This window comes from Mitsuaria sp. GD03876, from assembly GCF_029840635.1.
Lineage (GTDB): Bacteria > Pseudomonadota > Gammaproteobacteria > Burkholderiales > Burkholderiaceae_C > Roseateles.
Genome location: NZ_JAOCCU010000002.1, coordinates 199,064 through 215,828, shown reverse-complemented (window position 1 = coordinate 215,828; position 16,765 = coordinate 199,064). Strand labels below are relative to the sequence as shown.

The following is a 16,765-nucleotide window of genomic DNA, read 5'->3' as shown; positions in this document are numbered from 1 at the left end:
ACCCGTGCGGATCTCGTAACTCATTGCAAAGCAACGAACCAGTGTCAACACATCGCGACGCGATGCCGTTGTCCGCTCACCTTGTTCAACCCGCTGGAGTAACCCAGATGCAAGCCTTCAAGACCATCAAGACCCTGGCCCTGATCCCCGCCCTGCTGATTGCCGGCGCCGCGATGGCCCAAGGCACCGCCACCCCGGCCGCGCCCGCCACGCAAGCCGCGCCGGCGGCGACCGCCGCCCCGGCCTCCGACGCGAAGGCCGAGCACAAGGGAAAGCACCACAAGGCGGCCACTGGCGACAAGGCCGCGCACAAGAGTCACAAGAAGGCCGAAAAGCCGGCCGAGGGCGCTTCCGCCGCCAAGTGATCCTCCGGATCGGCTGACGCCCTCGGGAGCGCCCCGCGCGATCCCGAGGCGTCAAAAAAGAAACCGCAGCACCGGGTGACCGGTCTGCGGTTTTTTCCTTGCGGAGGCGGCGCCGGGAGCGCCGTCCGAGGTGGCCTGGAGGCCGTTGGGGGTCGCCTGGACCTGGCGATCAGGCCAGTTGCGCGATCGGGATGACGCGGGCGGGGGTCGAGCAGGTCACGCCGTGCGCCGCGGCGCAGGCGCGCCGCGCCTCGTCGAACACCTCGCGCGCGCAGTCGTGGCAGCTGCCGCAGGCGGACGCCACCTGCGTCTCGTCCTGGAGCACTTCGAAGTTGTGGACGCCGTCAGCCACGGTGCGGCGGATGTCGCGGTCGGAAACTCGGTGGCAGAGACAGACGATCATGGGTCGGCGAATCAGGATGAACCTGGGATGGCCGAGATACTAACGCAAACGCGAATTCCTCTCAATTAGATTGCAGAGCCCCTGCCCGGCGTCGGACAACTGCCGGTGAACAACGCCACGAAACGCCACGGAACGTCTCGACAACACCCGCCACGCCGACGCGGGGGAGGAAAGCCGGACGAAAAAAAGCCCCGCCGAGCGGGGCTTTCGGGGGCCTGGCGCCGGCTGGGTCCCCAGGGATGGACGTGGCTGGCGTCAGCTGGCGTCGCCCATCTGGCTTTGCAGCCAGTTCTGTTCGCCGACCTGGGCGATCAGCTCGATCTGCGTCTCCAGGTGGTCGATGTGCTCTTCGGTGTCGGAGAGGATCTCCTCGAGCACCTCGCGCGACACGTAGTCGCGCACGGACTCGCAGTAGGCGATGGCTTCCTTGAGCAGCGGGTGGCTGCCCATCTCGATCTTCAGGTCGCAGTGCTGGACCTCGACGGCGTTCTCGCCGATGTACAGCTTGCCCAGGTCCTGCAGGTTGGGCAGGCCTTCGAGCATCAGGATGCGGTCCATCAGCTTGTCGGCGTGCTTCATTTCCTCGATGGACTCGGCGTACTCGTGCTTGGCCAGCTTCTCGAAGCCCCAGCTCTTGAGCATCCGGTAATGCAGGAAGTACTGGTTGATCGCGGTGAGCTCGTTCTTCAGCTGCGCGTTCAAGTACTCGATGACCTTGGCGTCGCCCTTCATGTTCTTCTCCTGGAATTCCTACGGGATAGGCGCGCATTGTGCTCATCCCTACGGTGAATGGGGACAAGACCCGCCGTCGGCGCTCTGGTTGCGAAGCGTTCGCAGACGCTTTTGGTTCCCCGCGTGAACACCGATCGATCAAGAAAACGTCAATCGCGACGATTCTCGGTTGCTATTGCGAATCGTTCTCATTAAGATGCGATGCATGAACGCCCACCACCACCCCCCCATCGAGGCCCTGCAAGCCGTCGCGCTGGAAGGCGCGCGGGTCGCCGCAGGATCGCCGCGCGAAGCGGTTCCGCTGATCCAGCGTCGTCGCATCAGCAGCCAGGCCCTGATGGGCAACGACCGCGAGGTCGAGATCGAGCACGCCGGCCAGCTCTACCGGTTGCGCGTGACCTCGCTGGGCAAGCTCATCCTGACCAAGTGATGCGCCGGGCGGCGGCCGGCCGAGGACCGGTCCGCCGTTCGCGCCATCGCGGTTTCCCTTTTCTCCGAACCCCGGCCGTCCGAGAGGACCGCCCGCACCAGCCCGCGTCGAGCCAGCCCGTGCGAGATCCAAGAACTACAAGGATTTCGACACCATGCAACTGCGCCCGACGCCCGTCGCGCTCGCCCTGTCGTTGGCATTCCCGCTGGCTTTCGCCCAGACGACCCCGGCTTCCACGAACCCCGCCACCGCCGACAAGCCCCAGCAGCTCGGCGAACTGACCGTCTCCGCGACCCGGACCGAACGTTCCGTCGACGCGGTGCCCAACACGGTCACCGTCAAGAACCGCAAGCAGCTCGAGCGCCGCGACGCGCGCGACCTGAAGGACCTGCTGGCCGACGAGGTCGACCTCAGCGTCAGCGCGCCGACGCCGCGCTTCACCGCCGCGGGCGGCTCGATCGGCCGCGCCGGCAACGAGGGCATCAACATCCGCGGGCTCGAGGGCAACCGCGTGCTGATGATGGTGGACGGCATCCGGCTGCCGCAGGCCTACGCCTTCGGCGCGTTCTCCAGCGGCCGGGCCGATTTCGTCGACCTGGACAGCCTGGCGGGCCTGGAAGTCCTGCGCGGCCCGACCTCGACCTCCTACGGCAGCGACGGCCTGGCCGGCGCGCTGAGCCTGCGCACCCTGTCGCCCGAGGACCTGCTGGTCAACGGCAAGACCTTCGCCGGCAGCGCCAAGCTCGGCCTGGCGACGATGGACCATTCGAAGACCGCCAGCGGCACGGTCGCGTTCGGCTCCGGCGACTGGAGCGCGCTGGTGCAGGCCAGCGTGCGCCGCGGCCACGAGACCCGCACGCAAGGCGACAACGGCTCGCCCAACGCCAACCGCACCAAGGCCAATCCGACCGACATCGACACCAACAGCGTGATGGCCAAGCTGGGGTACCGCGTCAACGCGAACCACCGGCTGATGGGCACGCTGGAGTACCGCCAGCGCAAGACCGACACCGACGTGCTGTCGGCGGTGACCGCGCCGCCGCTGAGCGCCACGGCGCCGACGACGGCCGCGCTGACCGCCCGCGACAAGCTCGACCGCACGCGCTTCTCGCTGGAGCACCGCTACGAGGACCTGAACGCGGTCTGGCTGCAGCAGGCCACGACCCACCTCTACGTGCAGGACAGCGAGACCCGCCAGGCCTCGGAAGAGGATCGCAACAACGCGGTCGACCGCACGCGGCTGGGCACCTACAAGGAACGCGTGATCGGCCTGAGCTCGCAGGCGCAGACGCAGCTGGCCAACCAGCGCCTGAGCTACGGCATCGACCTGAGCCGCAACACCATCGAGGGCGTGCGCAACGGCACGGTGCCGCCGGTGGGCGAGACCTTCCCGAGCAAGCCCTTCCCCGACACCACCTACACGCTGGCCGGCGCCTTCGTGCAGGACGAGATCGAGGCGGGCGACTTCACCGTCATCCCCGCGCTGCGCTTCGAGAGCTACCGCCTCAAGCCCAAGGCGGGCGGCTACAGCGGCGCCGCGGTGCCGCTGAGCGACAACGCCGTGACGCCGCGCGTGGGCGTGATCTGGCGCGCGCTGCCGACGCTGCAGCCCTACGTGCAATGGGCGCAGGGCTTCCGCGCGCCGGCGCCGGACCAGGTCAACAACGGCTTCGAGAACCCGGCGCAGGGCTACAAGAGCATCGCCAATCCCGACCTGAAGCCGGAGCACTCCACCAGCTGGGAGCTGGGCCTGCGCGGCCGCTTCGACGAGGTGCTGCGCTGGCAGCTGAGCGCCTACGACAACCGCTACCGCGACTTCATCTCGCAGGAGCAGGTCGGCGGCACCTTCCGCCCGAACGTGGACCCGGCGATCTACCAGTTCGTCAACCTGGCGCAGGCCCGCATCAAGGGCGTCGAGGCGCGCGCGGTCTGGAACGTCACCTCCGGGCTGAGCGTCAACGCGTCGGTCGCCAAGTCGCGCGGCCACAGCTACTTCAACGGCGAGAAGCGTCCGCTGAACAGCGTGCAGCCGCTGCGCGGCCAGCTCGGCGTGCGCTACGAGTCGGGCCCGTGGACGGCCAACGCCAGCTGGGTGCACAGCTCGGGCAAGAAGTCGTCCGACATCTACGTCGCGCCGCGCACGACGCAGTACGCGCCGAGCAAGTACGACGTCGTCGACGCGGGCGGCAGCTACCGCCTGTCCCAGACCTGGACCGTCGCGGCCTACGTCACCAACGTCTTCGACAAGAAGTACTGGCGCTGGAGCGATGTCCAGGGCGCGGCGAGCACGCCGGCCGGCCTGGCCGTCGTCGACGCCTTCACCGCCCCCGGCCGCGCCCTGCAGGTGTCGGTGCGCGCCGATTTCTGACCAGGAGTTCCGACCCATGCATGCCAGCTTCACCGCCCTGCGACAGGCCTTCGCGACCGCGCGCCAGGAGCGCAAGGCCCGCCACCGCGACATCGCCAGCGCCCTGAGCATCTCCGAGGGCGAGTTGCTGGCCGCCCACGCCGGCCCCTTCGCCGACGCCGAGTCCCCGCTGCGCGCGCGCCGCCTGCGCGCCGACTGGCAGGACCTGGTCGCGTCGCTGGAGCCGCTGGGCCCGCTGATGGCGCTGACCCGCAACGAGTCCTGCGTGCACGAGAAGGTCGGCGTCTACCGCGACGTCAGCGCGCAGGGACCGCAGCGGCTGGTGGGGCTGGTGCTGGGCGGCGCGATCGACCTGCGCGTGTTCTACAGCCACTGGCGCCATGGCTTCGCCGTGGTGGAGCGGCTGTCCGACGGCGCCGAGCAGCGCAGCCTGCAGTTCTTCGACGCCGCGGGCCAGGCCATCCACAAGGTCTTCCTGCGGCCCGACAGCGACCTGCCGGCCTACGAGGCGCTGGTCGAGCGCTTCCTGGCCGAGGACCAGCAGCCCGGCTTCGAGCCCGGCGACGCGTGGCGGGAGCCGGCCGAGGCGCCGGACGCCGGCGTCGACGTCGCGGCCTTCCGCAACGAATGGGCGTCGCTGCGCGACACGCACGACTTCTTCGGCCTGCTCAAGCGCCACGGCCTGAGCCGCACGCAGGCGCTGCGCCTCGCCGACCCGCGCTTCGCGCAGCCGCTGCCGCTGTCCAGCGCGCAGGAGCTGCTGAGCCGGGCCGCGCAGGAAGGCGTGTCCATCATGGTCTTCGTCGGCAACCCCGGGATGATCCAGATCCACGGCGGCCCGGTGCACAAGGTCGCGATGATGGGCCCGTGGATCAACGTGCTGGACGCAGGCTTCAACCTGCACCTGCGCGAGGACCACATCGCCAGCGCCTGGCTGGTGCGCAAGCCAACGGTCGACGGGCTGGTCTGCTCGCTGGAGCTGTTCGACGCGCAGGGCCGCACGATCGCGATGCTGTTCGGCGAACGCAAGCCCGGCCAGGCCGAGCGCTGCGACTGGCGCAACCTGCTGGAAAGCCTGGTCGAGGGCTCGCCGGAGGCGGTGCCGTGCTGAGCCGGCGCCAGGTCCTGTCGATCGTGCCGGCCGCGGCGCTGATGGGCGTCGGCGGCCGCGCCTCGGCCGCGCCGCGCCGGATCATCAGCATCGGCGGCGCGCTGACCGAGCTGATCTACGAGCTCGGCGCGCAAGGCGAGCTGGTGGGCGTGGACAGCACCTCGCTGTACCCGGCCGCGGCGACGAAGCTGCCCAACGTCGGCTACGCGCGCACGCTGGCCGCCGAAGGCCTGCTGTCGCTGGCGCCGACGCTGGTCGTCGCCACCGAGGAGGCCGGCCCGCCGCCGGTGCTGCGCCAGCTGGAGGCGGCCAAGGTGCCGCTTCACGTGCTGCGCTCCGAGTTTCATTTCGAAGGCGTGCTCGAGCGCACCAGGCGCCTGGGCGAGCTGCTGGGCCGCGAGGCGCAGGCCGCGGCGCTCGCGCAGAAGCTGCAGGCCGAATGGGCCGCCAGCCGCGCGCGGGTGACGACGCTGGCCGCCGGCCACCGCGCGCCGCGCGTGCTGTTCGTGCTGTCCAACGCCGCGAACCAGGCGCGCATCGCGGGCTCGGCCACCGGCGCGGACGCGATGATCGTCTACGCCGGCGGGACCAATGCGCTGGCCGACGCGCAGGGCTACAAGATGCTGTCGCCCGAGGCGGCGATCGCCGCGGCGCCCGACGTGATCCTGGCGACGACGCAGGGTGTCGAGGCCAGCGGCGGCGTCGACGGCCTGCTCAAGCTGCCGGGCCTGGCGCAGACGCCGGCCGGCCAGCAGCGGCGCGTCCTCGTCATGGAGACGATGGAGCTGCTCGGTTTCGGGCCGCGCGCGCCGCGGGCGCTGGCCACGCTGGCGCAGGGTCTGCATGCGCCGGCGGGCAAGACGGCGTGAACGCCGCTCGACGGACACGGCGATGAGCACGCTCGGTTCCGCCCTGCCCCCGCCGGTCGCGCTCGCGACGGCGCGGCGGGCCTGGCCGCGGCCGCTGCTGCTGGCCGTCGCGCTGGCGCTGACGGTGATCGTGGCCGTGCAGTTCGGCGCGGTGCCGATCGCGGCGGCGGACTGGCTCAACGGGCCGTGGAGCGACGCGGCCAAGACCGGCGGCGCGCATGTGCTGTGGCAGCTGCGGCTGCCGCGCATCGGGCTGACGCTGGCGGTGGGCGCGGCGCTGGGCCTGGCCGGCGCGCTCAGCCAGGCGCTGTTCCGCAATCCGATGGCGGAGCCCAGCCTGCTGGGCGTCACCAGCGGCGCGGCCGCGGCGGTGGCGCTGACGCTGACCGTCTTCGCCGGCCTGCACGCGGCGCTGCCCGCCGAGGCGCGCCTGTGGCTGCTGCCGCTGGTCGGTTTCGGCGGCGCGCTGGCGGTGTGTTTCTCGCTGGACCGGTTGTCGCGCTGGCTGGCGCCGGGCTCGATCGCGGCGCTGCTGCTGTGCGGGCTGGCGCTGCAGGCCATGACCTTCGCGATCGTCGGCCTGTGCAGCTTCATCGCCAACGACGAGCAGCTGCGCGCGATCAACTTCTGGACGCTGGGCTCGCTGGCCGGCGCCAACTGGATCATGGCCGCGGCGATGGGCGGCGCGCTGCTGGTGCTGGGCGCCGTCGCGCTGCGCGTGGCGCCGCGCCTGAACGCGCTGGCGCTGGGCGAGGCGGCGGCGGCCCACGTCGGCATCGACGTCGAGCGGCTGCGCTGGCAGTGCATCACGATGGTCGCGCTGCTGTCGGCGCTGGCGGTCGCCTGGTGCGGGAACATCGCCTTCATCGGCCTGATGGCGCCGCACCTGGCGCGCCAGCTGGTCGACGCGGATCAGCGCCGCGTGCTGCCCAGCGCGATGCTCGCCGGCGCGCTGCTGCTGGTGATCGCGGACACCTTCGCGCGGACGCTGGCGGTGCCGGCGGAGATCCCGGTCGGCGTGTTCAGCGCGCTGATCGGCGCGCCGTGGTTCCTGTTCCTGCTGCGCGGCGCGGTGCGCCGCCTGGGGAGCGCGTGATGCCGGCGCTGCTGAGCCTGCAGGACCTGCGGGTCACGCTGGGCGGCGCCGCGATCGGCCCGGTGACGCTGCGCGTCGACGCGGGCGAGCGCATCGCGATCCTCGGCCCGAGCGGCGCGGGCAAGTCGACGCTGCTGCGGCTCGTCGCGCGCGAGCTGCGGCCGGCCGCCGGCACGATTCGATTCGACGGCCAGCCGCTGGAGACCTGGTCGCCGGCGGCATTGGCGCGCCGGCGCGCGGTTCTGCCGCAGCAACATGGCGTCGCCTTCGGGCTGCCGGTGGAGCTGGTGGTCGCGCTGGGCCGCGTCGCGCGCCAGGGCGACGGTCAGCAGGACACGATCGTGCGCGAGGCGCTGGCGCAAGCCCAGGCCGGGCATCTGCTCGGCCGGCGTTTCGACACCCTGTCGGGCGGCGAGCAGGCCCGCGTGCAGCTGGCGCGGGTGTTCGCGCAGGCCTGGGACGCGCGCGACGGCCTGCTGCTGGTCGACGAGCCGGTAGCGGCGCTCGATCCGGGACTGAGCGTCTCGCTGATGGCGGCGATGTCCGAGTTCGCTGCGGCGCGCGGGCATGCGCTGGTCGCGGTGCTGCACGACCTGAACCTGGCGATGAACCACTTCGAGCGCCTGTGGCTGATGAAGGCCGGCCGGATGCTGGCCGACTGCGACGCGGTGCCCGCGGCGCTGCCGCTGCTGGAACAGCTCTACGACACGCCGTTGCGGCTGCTCGAGGACGAACACGGCCTCGCGGTCCTGCCGCGGCTCACGACACGCGTGGGAGCGCGCGCATGAGCGCATTGACCCTGCGGCTGCATGACCGCCCGCGCTGGCGCGGCTGGGCGGTGACCGCCGCGGTCCACGCGGCGCTGCTGCTGGCGCTGGCCAGCGCCTTCGCGCCGCGGCCGAAGGCGGCGATCCCGCTGACGATCAGCGCGCGCCTGCTGCCGTCCTCGGCCGCGCCGGCGCCGACGACCACGCCGGTGCCGGTGGAACTGCCGCGCGCGATGCTGTCCGCGCCGCCGGTCCCCGACATCCCGCCGCCGACGGTGCAGATCGAGGCGACGCCGCCGGTGTCCGTCGCGACGACGCCCTTGCGATTCGACCCGCCAGGCGCGTCCGCGCCGGCGATCGCCGCCGAGCTCAGTTCGGCGACCGCGCCGCGTCCCGTGGCGGTGGCCGCGGTCACGGCCGTCGCGGCGACGACGATGCCGCCGCCGCCCGTGCCGGTCCCTTCGGAAACGCCGGCCGGCCTGCCGGCCGATCACCGCCTGTGCAGCGAGCGCCAGACCACGCACCACTACCCGGCGATGCTGCGCGAGCGCGGCATCCAGGGTCAGGTCTTGCTGCGGGTGAAGGTCGATGCCGAGGGCCGCGCGGCGGAAGTCGTGGTGGCCGGCGGCAGCGGCTGGCGGCTGCTGGACGAGGCCGCGCGGCGCGTGGCCGAGTCCTGTCCCTACATCCCGGCCCGGCGCGGCGACCAGCGCCTGGTCAGCTGGGTCGAGTACCCGGTGCGTTTCGCGCTCCAGCCGTCCACCCTGCAGTAAGGAGTCCACGCCATGTGCGACAAGCCCTCTTCCCTCTCGCTCCTGAACCTGCTGGCCCGGCCGGACGCCGGCCCCGCGGGCTCCAGCGGCGACTTCCCGCTGCTCGGGTCCGCCGCGGGCGCGGTGACCGGCGGCGGTGTCTTCCTGCAGGAAGGCGACGCGGTGCCGGCCGCGGTGGCGGGGCTGCCGCTGGCCCAGGCGCTGGCGCGCGGCGAGGCGCCGTCCTCGGCCTCGGACGAGACGCCGGTGCCGCGCGGCTCGCGGCGGCGCCGGCTGTGGGAACTGCCGTCGCAGGCGCTGTGCCCGGTGATCGGCGTGTGCCTGCCGATGCCGGTGCTGCGGCGCAAGCTGGGCAAGGTGCTCGGCGGTCAGACGCTGACCAACGACTACGAGATGCACTGCGGCGCGATCAACGAATGCGCGCGTCGCGGTGCGGTGTCGGAGATGCTGCAGAAGGAGCTGGACCAGCGCTATGCGATCGCGCTGCGGCAGTCGTCGCAGCACAAGACGGCCGAGGCGCTGACGCGCTGGTGGAACGCGGCGCAGCAGGGCAACGACGTCGGCGGCGCGCTGTGGGGCGCGCTGACGCACGCGCGCTGCGACGCGGCGCTGCAGGAGCAGGTGCTGCGCGACATCCACATGCTGCAGCACCAGGTGGGCTCGGCCAACCGGGCCGACCTGCAGCGGCTCGATGAACTGCACGACGAGAACGCGGTGCTGGCGCGCGAGCTGGCGCAGGCGCAATCGCGCAGCACGCGGCTGCTGGCGGAGCGGGCGCAGGCGCTGGAGGCGTCGCAGGCGGAGTGCCTGCGGCTGCGCGGCGAGCTGATGGCGCGCGACACGCTGACGGCCGGGTTGCGGGAGGAGATGCAGCAACTCGAGGAAAGCATTCCCGGCTTGCGGCATCGGCATGAGCAGGCGCGGCAGCTGCAGACGCAGCAGGAACGGCTGCATCAGCTGAAACGCGCGCTGCTGGCCGCTCGGCAGCAGGCGGAGCGGGAGCAGCGACGCGCGGATGAGCTGCAGCAGACGCTGTCGCAGATGGAGCGCCAGCTCGCGCAGTACGCGGAGAGCGCGCGCCAGGCGGAAGCGCCCCTGGCCATCGAGCCGGCGCTGCCGTCACTGGACGAGCGCTCGGTGCTGTGCGTCGGCGGACGGCCGGCGGTGGTGCCGATCTATCGCCAGTTGATCGAGCGCACGGGCGGACGGTTCCTGCATCACGACGGCGGGGAGGAGGACGCGGTGGCCAAGCTCGACGCGAGCCTGGCCGCGGCGGACCTGGTGATCTGCCAGACGGGATGCATCAGCCACGACGCGTACTGGCGGGTGAAGGACCACTGCAAGCGGCACAACAAGCAATGCGTGTTCGTCGACAAGCCGAGCGCGAGCAGCTTGCGGCGGGCGCTGGGGTCGCTGGAGGGGAACGAGGCCGGGGAAGCCGGGATCGTTCAAGCCGGTCAGCAGGGCTGAGCGATCGGACCGTTGCGCCTCACGCGGGCTGCTGCTGCGTCGTGCAGTGGATGCCGCCGCCGCCCGCGGCGATCGCGTCGATGTTCAGCTGCACGATCTCGCGCGTCGGAAACAGCTCGCGAAGCACCTCCCCTTACCATCGCTCGATGACTCGTGGCATCAAATGGTTCGCTTGGTTGGCACTTGCCGTTGGCATCGTCGTGATGGCTGACGCTGGTCGTCAGTTGTTGGTGGCGGATGGACGCCCGCCGTCAGGCCTTTCCTGCCGAGCCCTTTGCGGGCTCTCGCTCATCGCAGCCGAACTGCTGGGAGAAGAAGGCGGTCAACGGGTGCTTGCGGCGCTGTGGTTCGCGATTGGCCTGGGCAGCGCGGTGATCGGGGTCAAGCTCATCAAGACGGGCTGACCCGAGGCGCTTGCGCACGGTCGCGACGCGGAGATCGCCCTTCAGGTGGGCCACGATGCCGCGCGGTCGGAGGCGGTGGCGAACGATGGCTGGCTCGATGTCGTGGTCGACAGGGTGTTGACGGCGGCCCGCTAGCGCCGCGCTTCCCGTTGCCCCTACTGGAAGGCCGGCCCTGTTCCCCTGAGCTCGGCGGGCCGGCTCGCCGCGGCGTCGGACGCGGTGTCGCGCAGGTACTCGCGCAGCAGCATGGCCGCCACGGCCCTGTGGGCCACCAGTTGTGCCAACGTCTCCCGGCTGGCGCCGCCTGCTCCGGCGAGCGCCTCCTGAAGGCGGTGAGCCTGGAACTCAGCCTCCCGCCATCGCCTGAAGGACATTTCGCTGCGGCGCATCATGCGGTCCCGAAGTCTGGACCCTCGTTCTACGTTCGCCGGGCCGATGCGGATGACTGGAAACGCGAGATTCAAGCAGGGGCGCCGGTGAGGTGAATCAATCAGAGGTGAAATCTCCCCATGACGACCCATCAAGGCAATCCCACGATTCCCACCACCCAGAGCCTGCGAGCCAACCTGGAGCGCTTGCTGGCGAGCGGCCGCGACGGCGCCATGCTGCGCTACGGCCTGGGCCAGGCGCTCCTGCGCGAAGAGCAGTTCGCAGCGGCCGAAGGCCACTTGCGGGAGGCCACCCGGCAGGATCCGAGCTACTCCGCCGCCTGGAAGCTGCTCGGCAAGGCGCTGGAGCGGCTGGACCGCGGGGATGAGGCCGAGGTCGTCTGGCATCACGGCCTGGAAGCCGCCCGTGAACGAGGCGACCTGCAGTCGATCAAGGAGATCGAGGTCTTCCTCAAGCGACGGGCGCGGGCGCGTCAGGCGGCCGCTGAAGAGGCGGCCTCGGCGCAGGTGCCGCCCAGTCCATCCGTCAACGAATGACGTGTGACGCCGATCTGGTCCGGCCGAGGTGACTTCTCGAAGCTCGCACGGCAGCGTCGACGACCCGCCTCCGCCCTTACCGATGGCCCATCTGGAAAAGGATGTGGCGGAGGTCGAATTGATTGGCGCCGGGCTCGGCAATCGCGCCGTCGGCCGCCAACGTCGACACCTCGAAGCCTTCTTCCACGTCTTCGTAGTACAGCAGGCCGAGCGGCAGATGGGCGACGACATGGACCCGTTCCAAGGCATCGCCTCGACGAATGGGCACTTCGTAGAAGGGAACGCGGTAGCGCGAGAACGCGTCCCTCTGGTCCGGCGTACAGCGCTGAAGCGCCGCCTCAACCAAGGCTTCAAGTTCCCTGAGTTCAAGAGACTTCGGCATCCCTCATCCCTCCGCCGGACCGAGGCGTTCTTCGACCGCATCGCAGACTTCTGCCTGGAACCCAAACGACGCCAGTTCCGACGCCATCGCCTTGGCCGTTTCCAAGGACCGTGTCAGGACGACAGGCCGCTCGCCATCCAGGCAAGCCTCGACCAATTGCTTTGCTGATGACAGGCCAAGAGACGAATGCCGGCGAACCGCCTGGATCGCAGACACGGTCAACGCGCCCTTGTTCCACCCGGTGAGCCGAACGACGGGAGTCTCGATGGCTGCGGTGTTCTCGCAGGCCCGATCGATCGCCGGCGATTCCTCTTGAGGATTGATGGTCATTGGCGTTGCGCGAAGGGACCTCGACGTCGCGCGTCGAGGTCCCTTCGGGTTCAGGTGCTGATCGCATTCGTGAACGTCAACCGATTCCCGAACGGGTCGGTCACGCAGACATCCTTGGAGCCCCACGGCGTGTCTTCCAGCCCCGGTCGCGCGTAGCCGTACTGCTTGGCGCTCAGCTCCGCGTGGAAGCCCTCGATGTCATCCGTCTCGATCCGCATCGCCGCGCCCGGGCAGCCGTCGCCGTGGTGTTCCGAGAGATGCAGCACGCAGCCGTCCCGGGAGATCTGCAGATACAGCGGCAGCCCCGGTTCGAACCGATGCTCCCAATCGACCTTGAAGCCGAGGAACCGCACGTAGAACTCCAGGGCCTTGGCCTCGTCGAACATGCGCAGGATGGGCGTGGTGCGAGCGAATTTCATCGCGCGATCTTAAGCATCACCCCAGCTCGATGACCACCTTGCCCCGGATCGACCGCCCCTGGTGCGTCCCCTGTTCCAGCGCGGTGTGCGCCGCGCCGATCTCCGCCAGCGGGAAGGTCGCGCCGATGACCGGCCGGATGCGCCCGCGTTCCAGCAGCGCCTTCAGCGCGAGCAGCTTGCCGCGGTTCTGCCGCGTGAAGACGAAGTGGTACTCCGCGTTCACGCCCCAGGCGGCCATCAGGTTCTGCGGCGTGGCGATGTCCACGATCGACACCACCCGCCCCGCGTCCGCCAGCACCTGCGGCGAACGCTCCAGCGTCTGCCCGCCGATGGTGTCCAGCACGATGTTCACGCCGCCCGCGCCCGTCAGCTCGGCCACCTGCTCGACATAGTCCCCGGCCTCGTAGTCGATGGCCTCGTCCGCGCCCAGCGACCGGACGAAGTCGGCCTGCGCTGACCGGCAGGTGGTCAGCACCCGCGCGCCCATCGACTTCGCCAGCTGGATGGCCATCGAGCCGACACCGCCCGCCCCGCCGTGGATCAGCACCGTTTCCGCCGGCTGCAGCCGCGCCCGGGACACCAGCGCCTCCCAGGCCGTGCCGCCGACCAGCGTCGTGGACGCGGCCTCCGCATGCGTGAGGTTGCGCGGCTTGTGCGTCACCAGCTCCTGCGGCACGACGTTGAACTCCGCGTAGCTGCCGCCCTTCGGCCCGAAGATCTTCGGCGTGTAGAAGACCTCGTCGCCGGGCCTGAAGTCGTGCACGCCAGCGCCCACGCGCTCCACCACGCCGGACACGTCGTGTCCGATGACCGCAGGCAGCGGCACGTAGGCCGGGTAGTCGCCACGACGGATCTGGTAGTCCAGCGGATTGATGGACGTGGCGTGGACGCGCACCAGCAGTTCGCCGGGCGCGACGTCCGGCACCGGGATGTCTTGCAGTTGCAGGTTGTCGACGCCGCCGAAGGCGGTCAGGACGATGGCTTTCATGGGAACTCGCGAAGTTGAGGTGTGGGTCGCTCCGTCGACATCAACGGAGCGGCGCCATTGTCATTTCGACAATTGCCGATACGTCGAGTCGACGGAATTCGTCCCTGCCGGCGTCCGGGACAATGGCGACCTACACTGCCCGACCTCTCGATCGATGCCGCCCATGTCCGAAGAAATGCCGTTGGTTCGCGTGCTCGTGGTGCTGTCCAACGCCCAGCGCCTGGACATCCTGCGCAAGCTCAAGACGCCCGGCAGCTTCCCGCCCCAGGACGAGGGCGATCCCGAGGTCGACGGCGTGTGCGTGTCGTCGATCCAGGCGGGCCAGGGCCTGGCGTTCTCGACCACCTCGAAGTACCTCGCGGACCTCGCCGCCATCGGCGTGGTGACCGTCAAGCGCGCGGGCAAGTGGTCCTACTACAAGCGCGACGAACGCGCGATCGCCGCCATCGCCAAGCGGCTGGCGCGCGAGCTCTAGGCGTCCGCTTCCGTCTCGGCGCCCGCCGCCCTCCTCCCTCCTCCAACACCGATTCCCACGAGTCCGCCGCTGCGGACGTTTCTCACGCGTCGAGCACGCCGCGACCCGTGATCGCTTGACGCTCGACTTTTTATGCAACATCATGAGTTGCATGACAAACGACAATCAGATTTCGGACGCCCTCGCCCGGCAGCGTCGGCGCATCCTGACGAGCGTGTGCCTCGCGCTCATGGCGGTGATCGCCTCCGTCTCCGGCTTGAACGTCGCGCAGCCGCAGATGGCCCTCGCGCTGGACGCCTCGCAGAGCGACGTGCTGTGGCTCATCAACAGCTACGCGGTGGTCCTGGCGGCCTTGCTGCTGCCGCTCGGCGCCCTGGGCGACCGGTGGGGGCGCAAGCCCGCGCTGCTGGGGGGACTGGTGCTGTTCGGACTCGCCAACCTCGGGGCCGCGCTGAGCACGAGCACCGAATTCATGCTGGCTTCGCGCGTCCTCAGCGGCGTGGGCGCGGCGCTGATCATGCCGATCACGCTCGCCGTCATCACCGCGGTCTTTCCGGCCGAGGAGCGCTCCAAGGCCATCGGCATCTGGACCGGCGTGGCCGGCGGCGGCGGGGTGATCGGGATGTTCCTGTCCGCCGCGCTCGTGGACTTCGTGACCTGGCGCTGGCTCTTCGCGTTGCCGGTCGCGCTGGTGCTGGTCTCGCTGGTCATGACCTGGCGCGATGTGCCCAACTCGACCGGTCCGGGCGCGCAGCGCTACGACCTGATCGGCGCCCTGCTCTCCGCCGTGAGCATCGTGGGGCTGTGCTTCGCCCTCGACGAGGGACCCAAGCAGGGCTGGGGGACGCCGTGGGCCCTGTCGGGACTGGCGGTGTTCCTCGCGGGCGCGGTGGCGTTCGTGCTCTGGGAGCGGCGACATCCGGCGCCGCTGCTGGACCTGGCGGTGCTGCGCGACCGCGGCCTGTCCGCGGGATCGGCGACGCTGACCGTGCTCTTCGGCGTCCAGGCCGGCGTGTTCATCGTGCTGTTCCCGTTCTTCCAAGGCGTGCTGGGATGGTCCGGACTGCGCGCGACCTCGGCGCTGATGCCGATGGCTTTCATGATGATGCTGTTCTCCGGGATCGCGCCGCGTGCCGCGCGGCGATTCGGCGCCTGGCCGACGATGTCGTGCGGCGTCGCGCTGGGAGGCGCGGGGCTGGCGGCCATGGCGCACTTCGTCACCATCGACGGCGGTTATGCCTCGATCCTGCCGGGCATGCTGCTGTGGGGACTGGGCACGGGCCTGGCGATGGCCCCCGCCACGGAAGCGATCACGTCGGCGCTGCCGATGGAGAAGCAGGGCGTGGCGTCGGCGCTCAACGACGTGACGCGGGAGCTGGGCACCGCGTTGGGCGTCGCGCTGCTGGGCGCGGTGTTCGCGGCGGGCTACGGCCGGGCCGTCGACGCGCGCTTGAGCGACGTACAGGGATCCGGATTGGCGCTGGCGCGCAAGGGGCTCTCGCACTTGGCCTCGGCCGGTCCGCAGACCGCCGATGCCAGGCTGCTCTCGGCCGCGCGCGGCGCGTTCGTCGAGGGCTGGCAGGTGTCCATGTGGGTGGGCGTGGCGGTGATGGCGCTGCTGGTGGGTTATCTCGGCCTGCGACGCAGGGGTGAACACCGGGGAGCCTGACCAACGGGATGTCCGTGAGGAGACGGCGATACTGCCCCGCTCCGTAGCCCGCCTCGCGCCGGCTCCGTGATTCCGATCTCGTGAGAGGCCTCCCCGTGACGTCCGCGATCTCCCTGCACCCCGCCTTCGAGCGCATGACCCGCCACCGCCATCGGCACGGCTATGTCGCGCTCGTGCTCGCGGGGGGCTACGTGGAGGCCGGCGATCGCGGCCGCCTGCGCGTCGAGGCCGGCCAGGCCGTCTTCCACGCCGAGCACGAGTCCCATCAGAACGAGTTCTTCCGCGTCGGCGCCCAGGTGCTGAACTTGCCGGTGCCGGCGGGCGACCTCGGCCAGTTGCTGGGCCACGTCGCCGACCCCGACGCGATCGCCCGGCTTGCCGAGCGCGATCCCCTGGAGGCCGCCGAGCTGCTGCGCCAGACCTTCCGTCCCTCCACCGCCCGCCTCGACGACTGGCCCGACCTGCTGGCCGCGGCGCTCGCGTCGGATCCGGCGCTCAACCTCACCGAGTGGGCCGACGCCATGGGCATCGCGCCACCCTCGATCAGCCGCGGCTTCCGCCGCGCCTACGGCACCAGCCCGAAGCGCTACCGCCTCGAGCTGCGCGCCATGCAGGCGCTGCGCCAGATGCGCGGCTGGCAGGGCTCGCTGGCGACGCTCGCGGCCGAAACCGGTTTCGCCGACCAGGCCCACCTCACCCGCGCCCTGGTCGCCCTCACCGGCCTGACGCCGAAGCGCCTGTTGGGTTAAGTCCGTTCAAGAACGGACGGCCCGCGCTGCCTAGCATCG

20 protein-coding genes and 1 pseudogene are annotated in these 16,765 nt (G+C 70.7%); 14 read left to right on the top strand and 7 right to left on the bottom strand.

Annotated features, from left to right (window positions below):
* Positions 1-107 precede the first annotated feature (107 nt).
* Positions 108-365: a hypothetical protein gene (locus N5D62_RS02490; RefSeq protein ID WP_279755871.1), complete on the top strand. Its 258-nt coding sequence runs from the start codon at positions 108-110 to the stop codon at positions 363-365.
* A 169-nt stretch (positions 366-534) separates the two neighbouring features.
* On the opposite strand, the gene N5D62_RS02485 is transcribed toward N5D62_RS02490, so the two are convergent.
* Both N5D62_RS02485 and bfr read right to left on the bottom strand, forming a co-directional pair.
* Positions 535-768, bottom strand: coding sequence for a (2Fe-2S)-binding protein (locus N5D62_RS02485; protein WP_279755870.1), 234 nt, complete (start codon positions 766-768; stop codon positions 535-537).
* Positions 769-1,023: 255 nt separating this feature from the next.
* Positions 1,024-1,500 carry a bacterioferritin gene (bfr, locus tag N5D62_RS02480; protein ID WP_067068504.1) on the bottom strand — a complete coding sequence of 159 codons (477 nt, stop codon included), beginning with the start codon at positions 1,498-1,500 and terminating at the stop codon, positions 1,024-1,026.
* A gap of 205 nt (positions 1,501-1,705) precedes the next feature.
* Between bfr and N5D62_RS02475 the strand changes: the two genes are divergently transcribed.
* The 8 genes from N5D62_RS02475 (at position 1,706) to N5D62_RS02440 (ending at position 10,384) form a co-directional block, all read left to right on the top strand.
* Complete coding sequence (locus N5D62_RS02475; protein ID WP_279755866.1) at positions 1,706-1,930, top strand: hemin uptake protein HemP; 225 nt, start codon at positions 1,706-1,708, stop codon at positions 1,928-1,930.
* A gap of 154 nt (positions 1,931-2,084) precedes the next feature.
* Positions 2,085-4,298: a TonB-dependent hemoglobin/transferrin/lactoferrin family receptor gene (locus N5D62_RS02470; RefSeq protein ID WP_279755864.1), complete on the top strand. Its 2,214-nt coding sequence runs from the start codon at positions 2,085-2,087 to the stop codon at positions 4,296-4,298.
* Positions 4,299-4,314: 16 nt separating this feature from the next.
* Positions 4,315-5,409: a ChuX/HutX family heme-like substrate-binding protein gene (locus N5D62_RS02465; RefSeq protein WP_279755863.1), complete on the top strand. Its 1,095-nt coding sequence runs from the start codon at positions 4,315-4,317 to the stop codon at positions 5,407-5,409.
* Positions 5,403-6,278, top strand: a complete 876-nt coding sequence (locus N5D62_RS02460; RefSeq protein WP_279755862.1) for an ABC transporter substrate-binding protein — start codon at positions 5,403-5,405, stop codon at positions 6,276-6,278. Before N5D62_RS02465 ends, N5D62_RS02460 begins: the two co-directional genes overlap by 7 nt.
* A gap of 22 nt (positions 6,279-6,300) precedes the next feature.
* Entirely contained in the window at positions 6,301-7,374 is a 1,074-nt protein-coding gene (locus N5D62_RS02455; RefSeq protein WP_279755861.1) for an iron ABC transporter permease, read from the top strand.
* Positions 7,374-8,162 carry an ATP-binding cassette domain-containing protein gene (locus N5D62_RS02450; RefSeq protein ID WP_279755860.1) on the top strand — a complete coding sequence of 263 codons (789 nt, stop codon included), beginning with the start codon at positions 7,374-7,376 and terminating at the stop codon, positions 8,160-8,162. The genes N5D62_RS02455 and N5D62_RS02450 overlap by 1 nt, the downstream gene beginning before the upstream one ends.
* Positions 8,159-8,914 carry an energy transducer TonB gene (locus tag N5D62_RS02445; RefSeq protein WP_279755859.1) on the top strand — a complete coding sequence of 252 codons (756 nt, stop codon included), beginning with the start codon at positions 8,159-8,161 and terminating at the stop codon, positions 8,912-8,914. Before N5D62_RS02450 ends, N5D62_RS02445 begins: the two co-directional genes overlap by 4 nt.
* Positions 8,915-8,926: 12 nt before the next feature.
* A complete protein-coding gene (locus N5D62_RS02440; RefSeq protein ID WP_279755858.1) occupies positions 8,927-10,384 on the top strand; it encodes a DUF2325 domain-containing protein in 1,458 nt (485 codons plus the stop codon).
* A 19-nt stretch (positions 10,385-10,403) separates the two neighbouring features.
* Here N5D62_RS02440 and N5D62_RS02435 read toward each other — a convergent pair.
* Positions 10,404-10,511, bottom strand: a pseudogene (locus tag N5D62_RS02435) (agmatine deiminase family protein); the annotation flags it as partial.
* 19 nt (positions 10,512-10,530) lie between these two features.
* Here N5D62_RS02435 and N5D62_RS02430 point away from each other — a divergent pair.
* Complete coding sequence (locus N5D62_RS02430) at positions 10,531-10,788, top strand: hypothetical protein (protein WP_279755857.1); 258 nt, start codon at positions 10,531-10,533, stop codon at positions 10,786-10,788.
* A gap of 509 nt (positions 10,789-11,297) precedes the next feature.
* Positions 11,298-11,714, top strand: coding sequence for a tetratricopeptide repeat protein (locus N5D62_RS02425; protein ID WP_279755856.1), 417 nt, complete (start codon positions 11,298-11,300; stop codon positions 11,712-11,714).
* A gap of 76 nt (positions 11,715-11,790) precedes the next feature.
* Here N5D62_RS02425 and N5D62_RS02420 read toward each other — a convergent pair whose 3' ends face one another.
* Genes N5D62_RS02420 through N5D62_RS02405 form a run of 4 tightly spaced genes read right to left on the bottom strand, consistent with a single transcriptional unit; the run spans position 11,791 to position 13,833 of the window.
* Entirely contained in the window at positions 11,791-12,096 is a 306-nt protein-coding gene (locus N5D62_RS02420) for a hypothetical protein (RefSeq protein WP_279755855.1), read from the bottom strand.
* 3 nt (positions 12,097-12,099) lie between these two features.
* The gene (locus N5D62_RS02415) at positions 12,100-12,426 is read right to left on the bottom strand and encodes a hypothetical protein (protein ID WP_279755854.1); all 327 of its coding nucleotides are present in this window, start codon (positions 12,424-12,426) and stop codon (positions 12,100-12,102) included.
* A 50-nt stretch (positions 12,427-12,476) separates the two neighbouring features.
* A complete protein-coding gene (locus tag N5D62_RS02410; RefSeq protein ID WP_279755853.1) occupies positions 12,477-12,845 on the bottom strand; it encodes a glyoxalase superfamily protein in 369 nt (122 codons plus the stop codon).
* Positions 12,846-12,861: 16 nt separating this feature from the next.
* Entirely contained in the window at positions 12,862-13,833 is a 972-nt protein-coding gene (locus N5D62_RS02405) for a zinc-dependent alcohol dehydrogenase family protein (RefSeq protein WP_279755852.1), read from the bottom strand.
* Positions 13,834-14,008: 175 nt separating this feature from the next.
* Here N5D62_RS02405 and N5D62_RS02400 point away from each other — a divergent pair, with 175 nt between their 5' ends.
* The 3 genes from N5D62_RS02400 to N5D62_RS02390 all read left to right on the top strand — a co-directional run bounded on the left by N5D62_RS02400 (position 14,009) and on the right by N5D62_RS02390 (position 16,726).
* Complete coding sequence (locus N5D62_RS02400) at positions 14,009-14,308, top strand: helix-turn-helix transcriptional regulator (protein ID WP_279755934.1); 300 nt, start codon at positions 14,009-14,011, stop codon at positions 14,306-14,308.
* Positions 14,309-14,459: 151 nt separating this feature from the next.
* On the top strand, positions 14,460-15,977 hold the full coding sequence (locus N5D62_RS02395; protein ID WP_279755851.1) for an MFS transporter: 1,518 nt from the start codon (positions 14,460-14,462) through the stop codon (positions 15,975-15,977).
* Positions 15,978-16,072: 95 nt separating this feature from the next.
* Positions 16,073-16,726 carry an AraC family transcriptional regulator gene (locus N5D62_RS02390; protein ID WP_279755850.1) on the top strand — a complete coding sequence of 218 codons (654 nt, stop codon included), beginning with the start codon at positions 16,073-16,075 and terminating at the stop codon, positions 16,724-16,726.
* Positions 16,727-16,765: the final 39 nt, after the last annotated feature.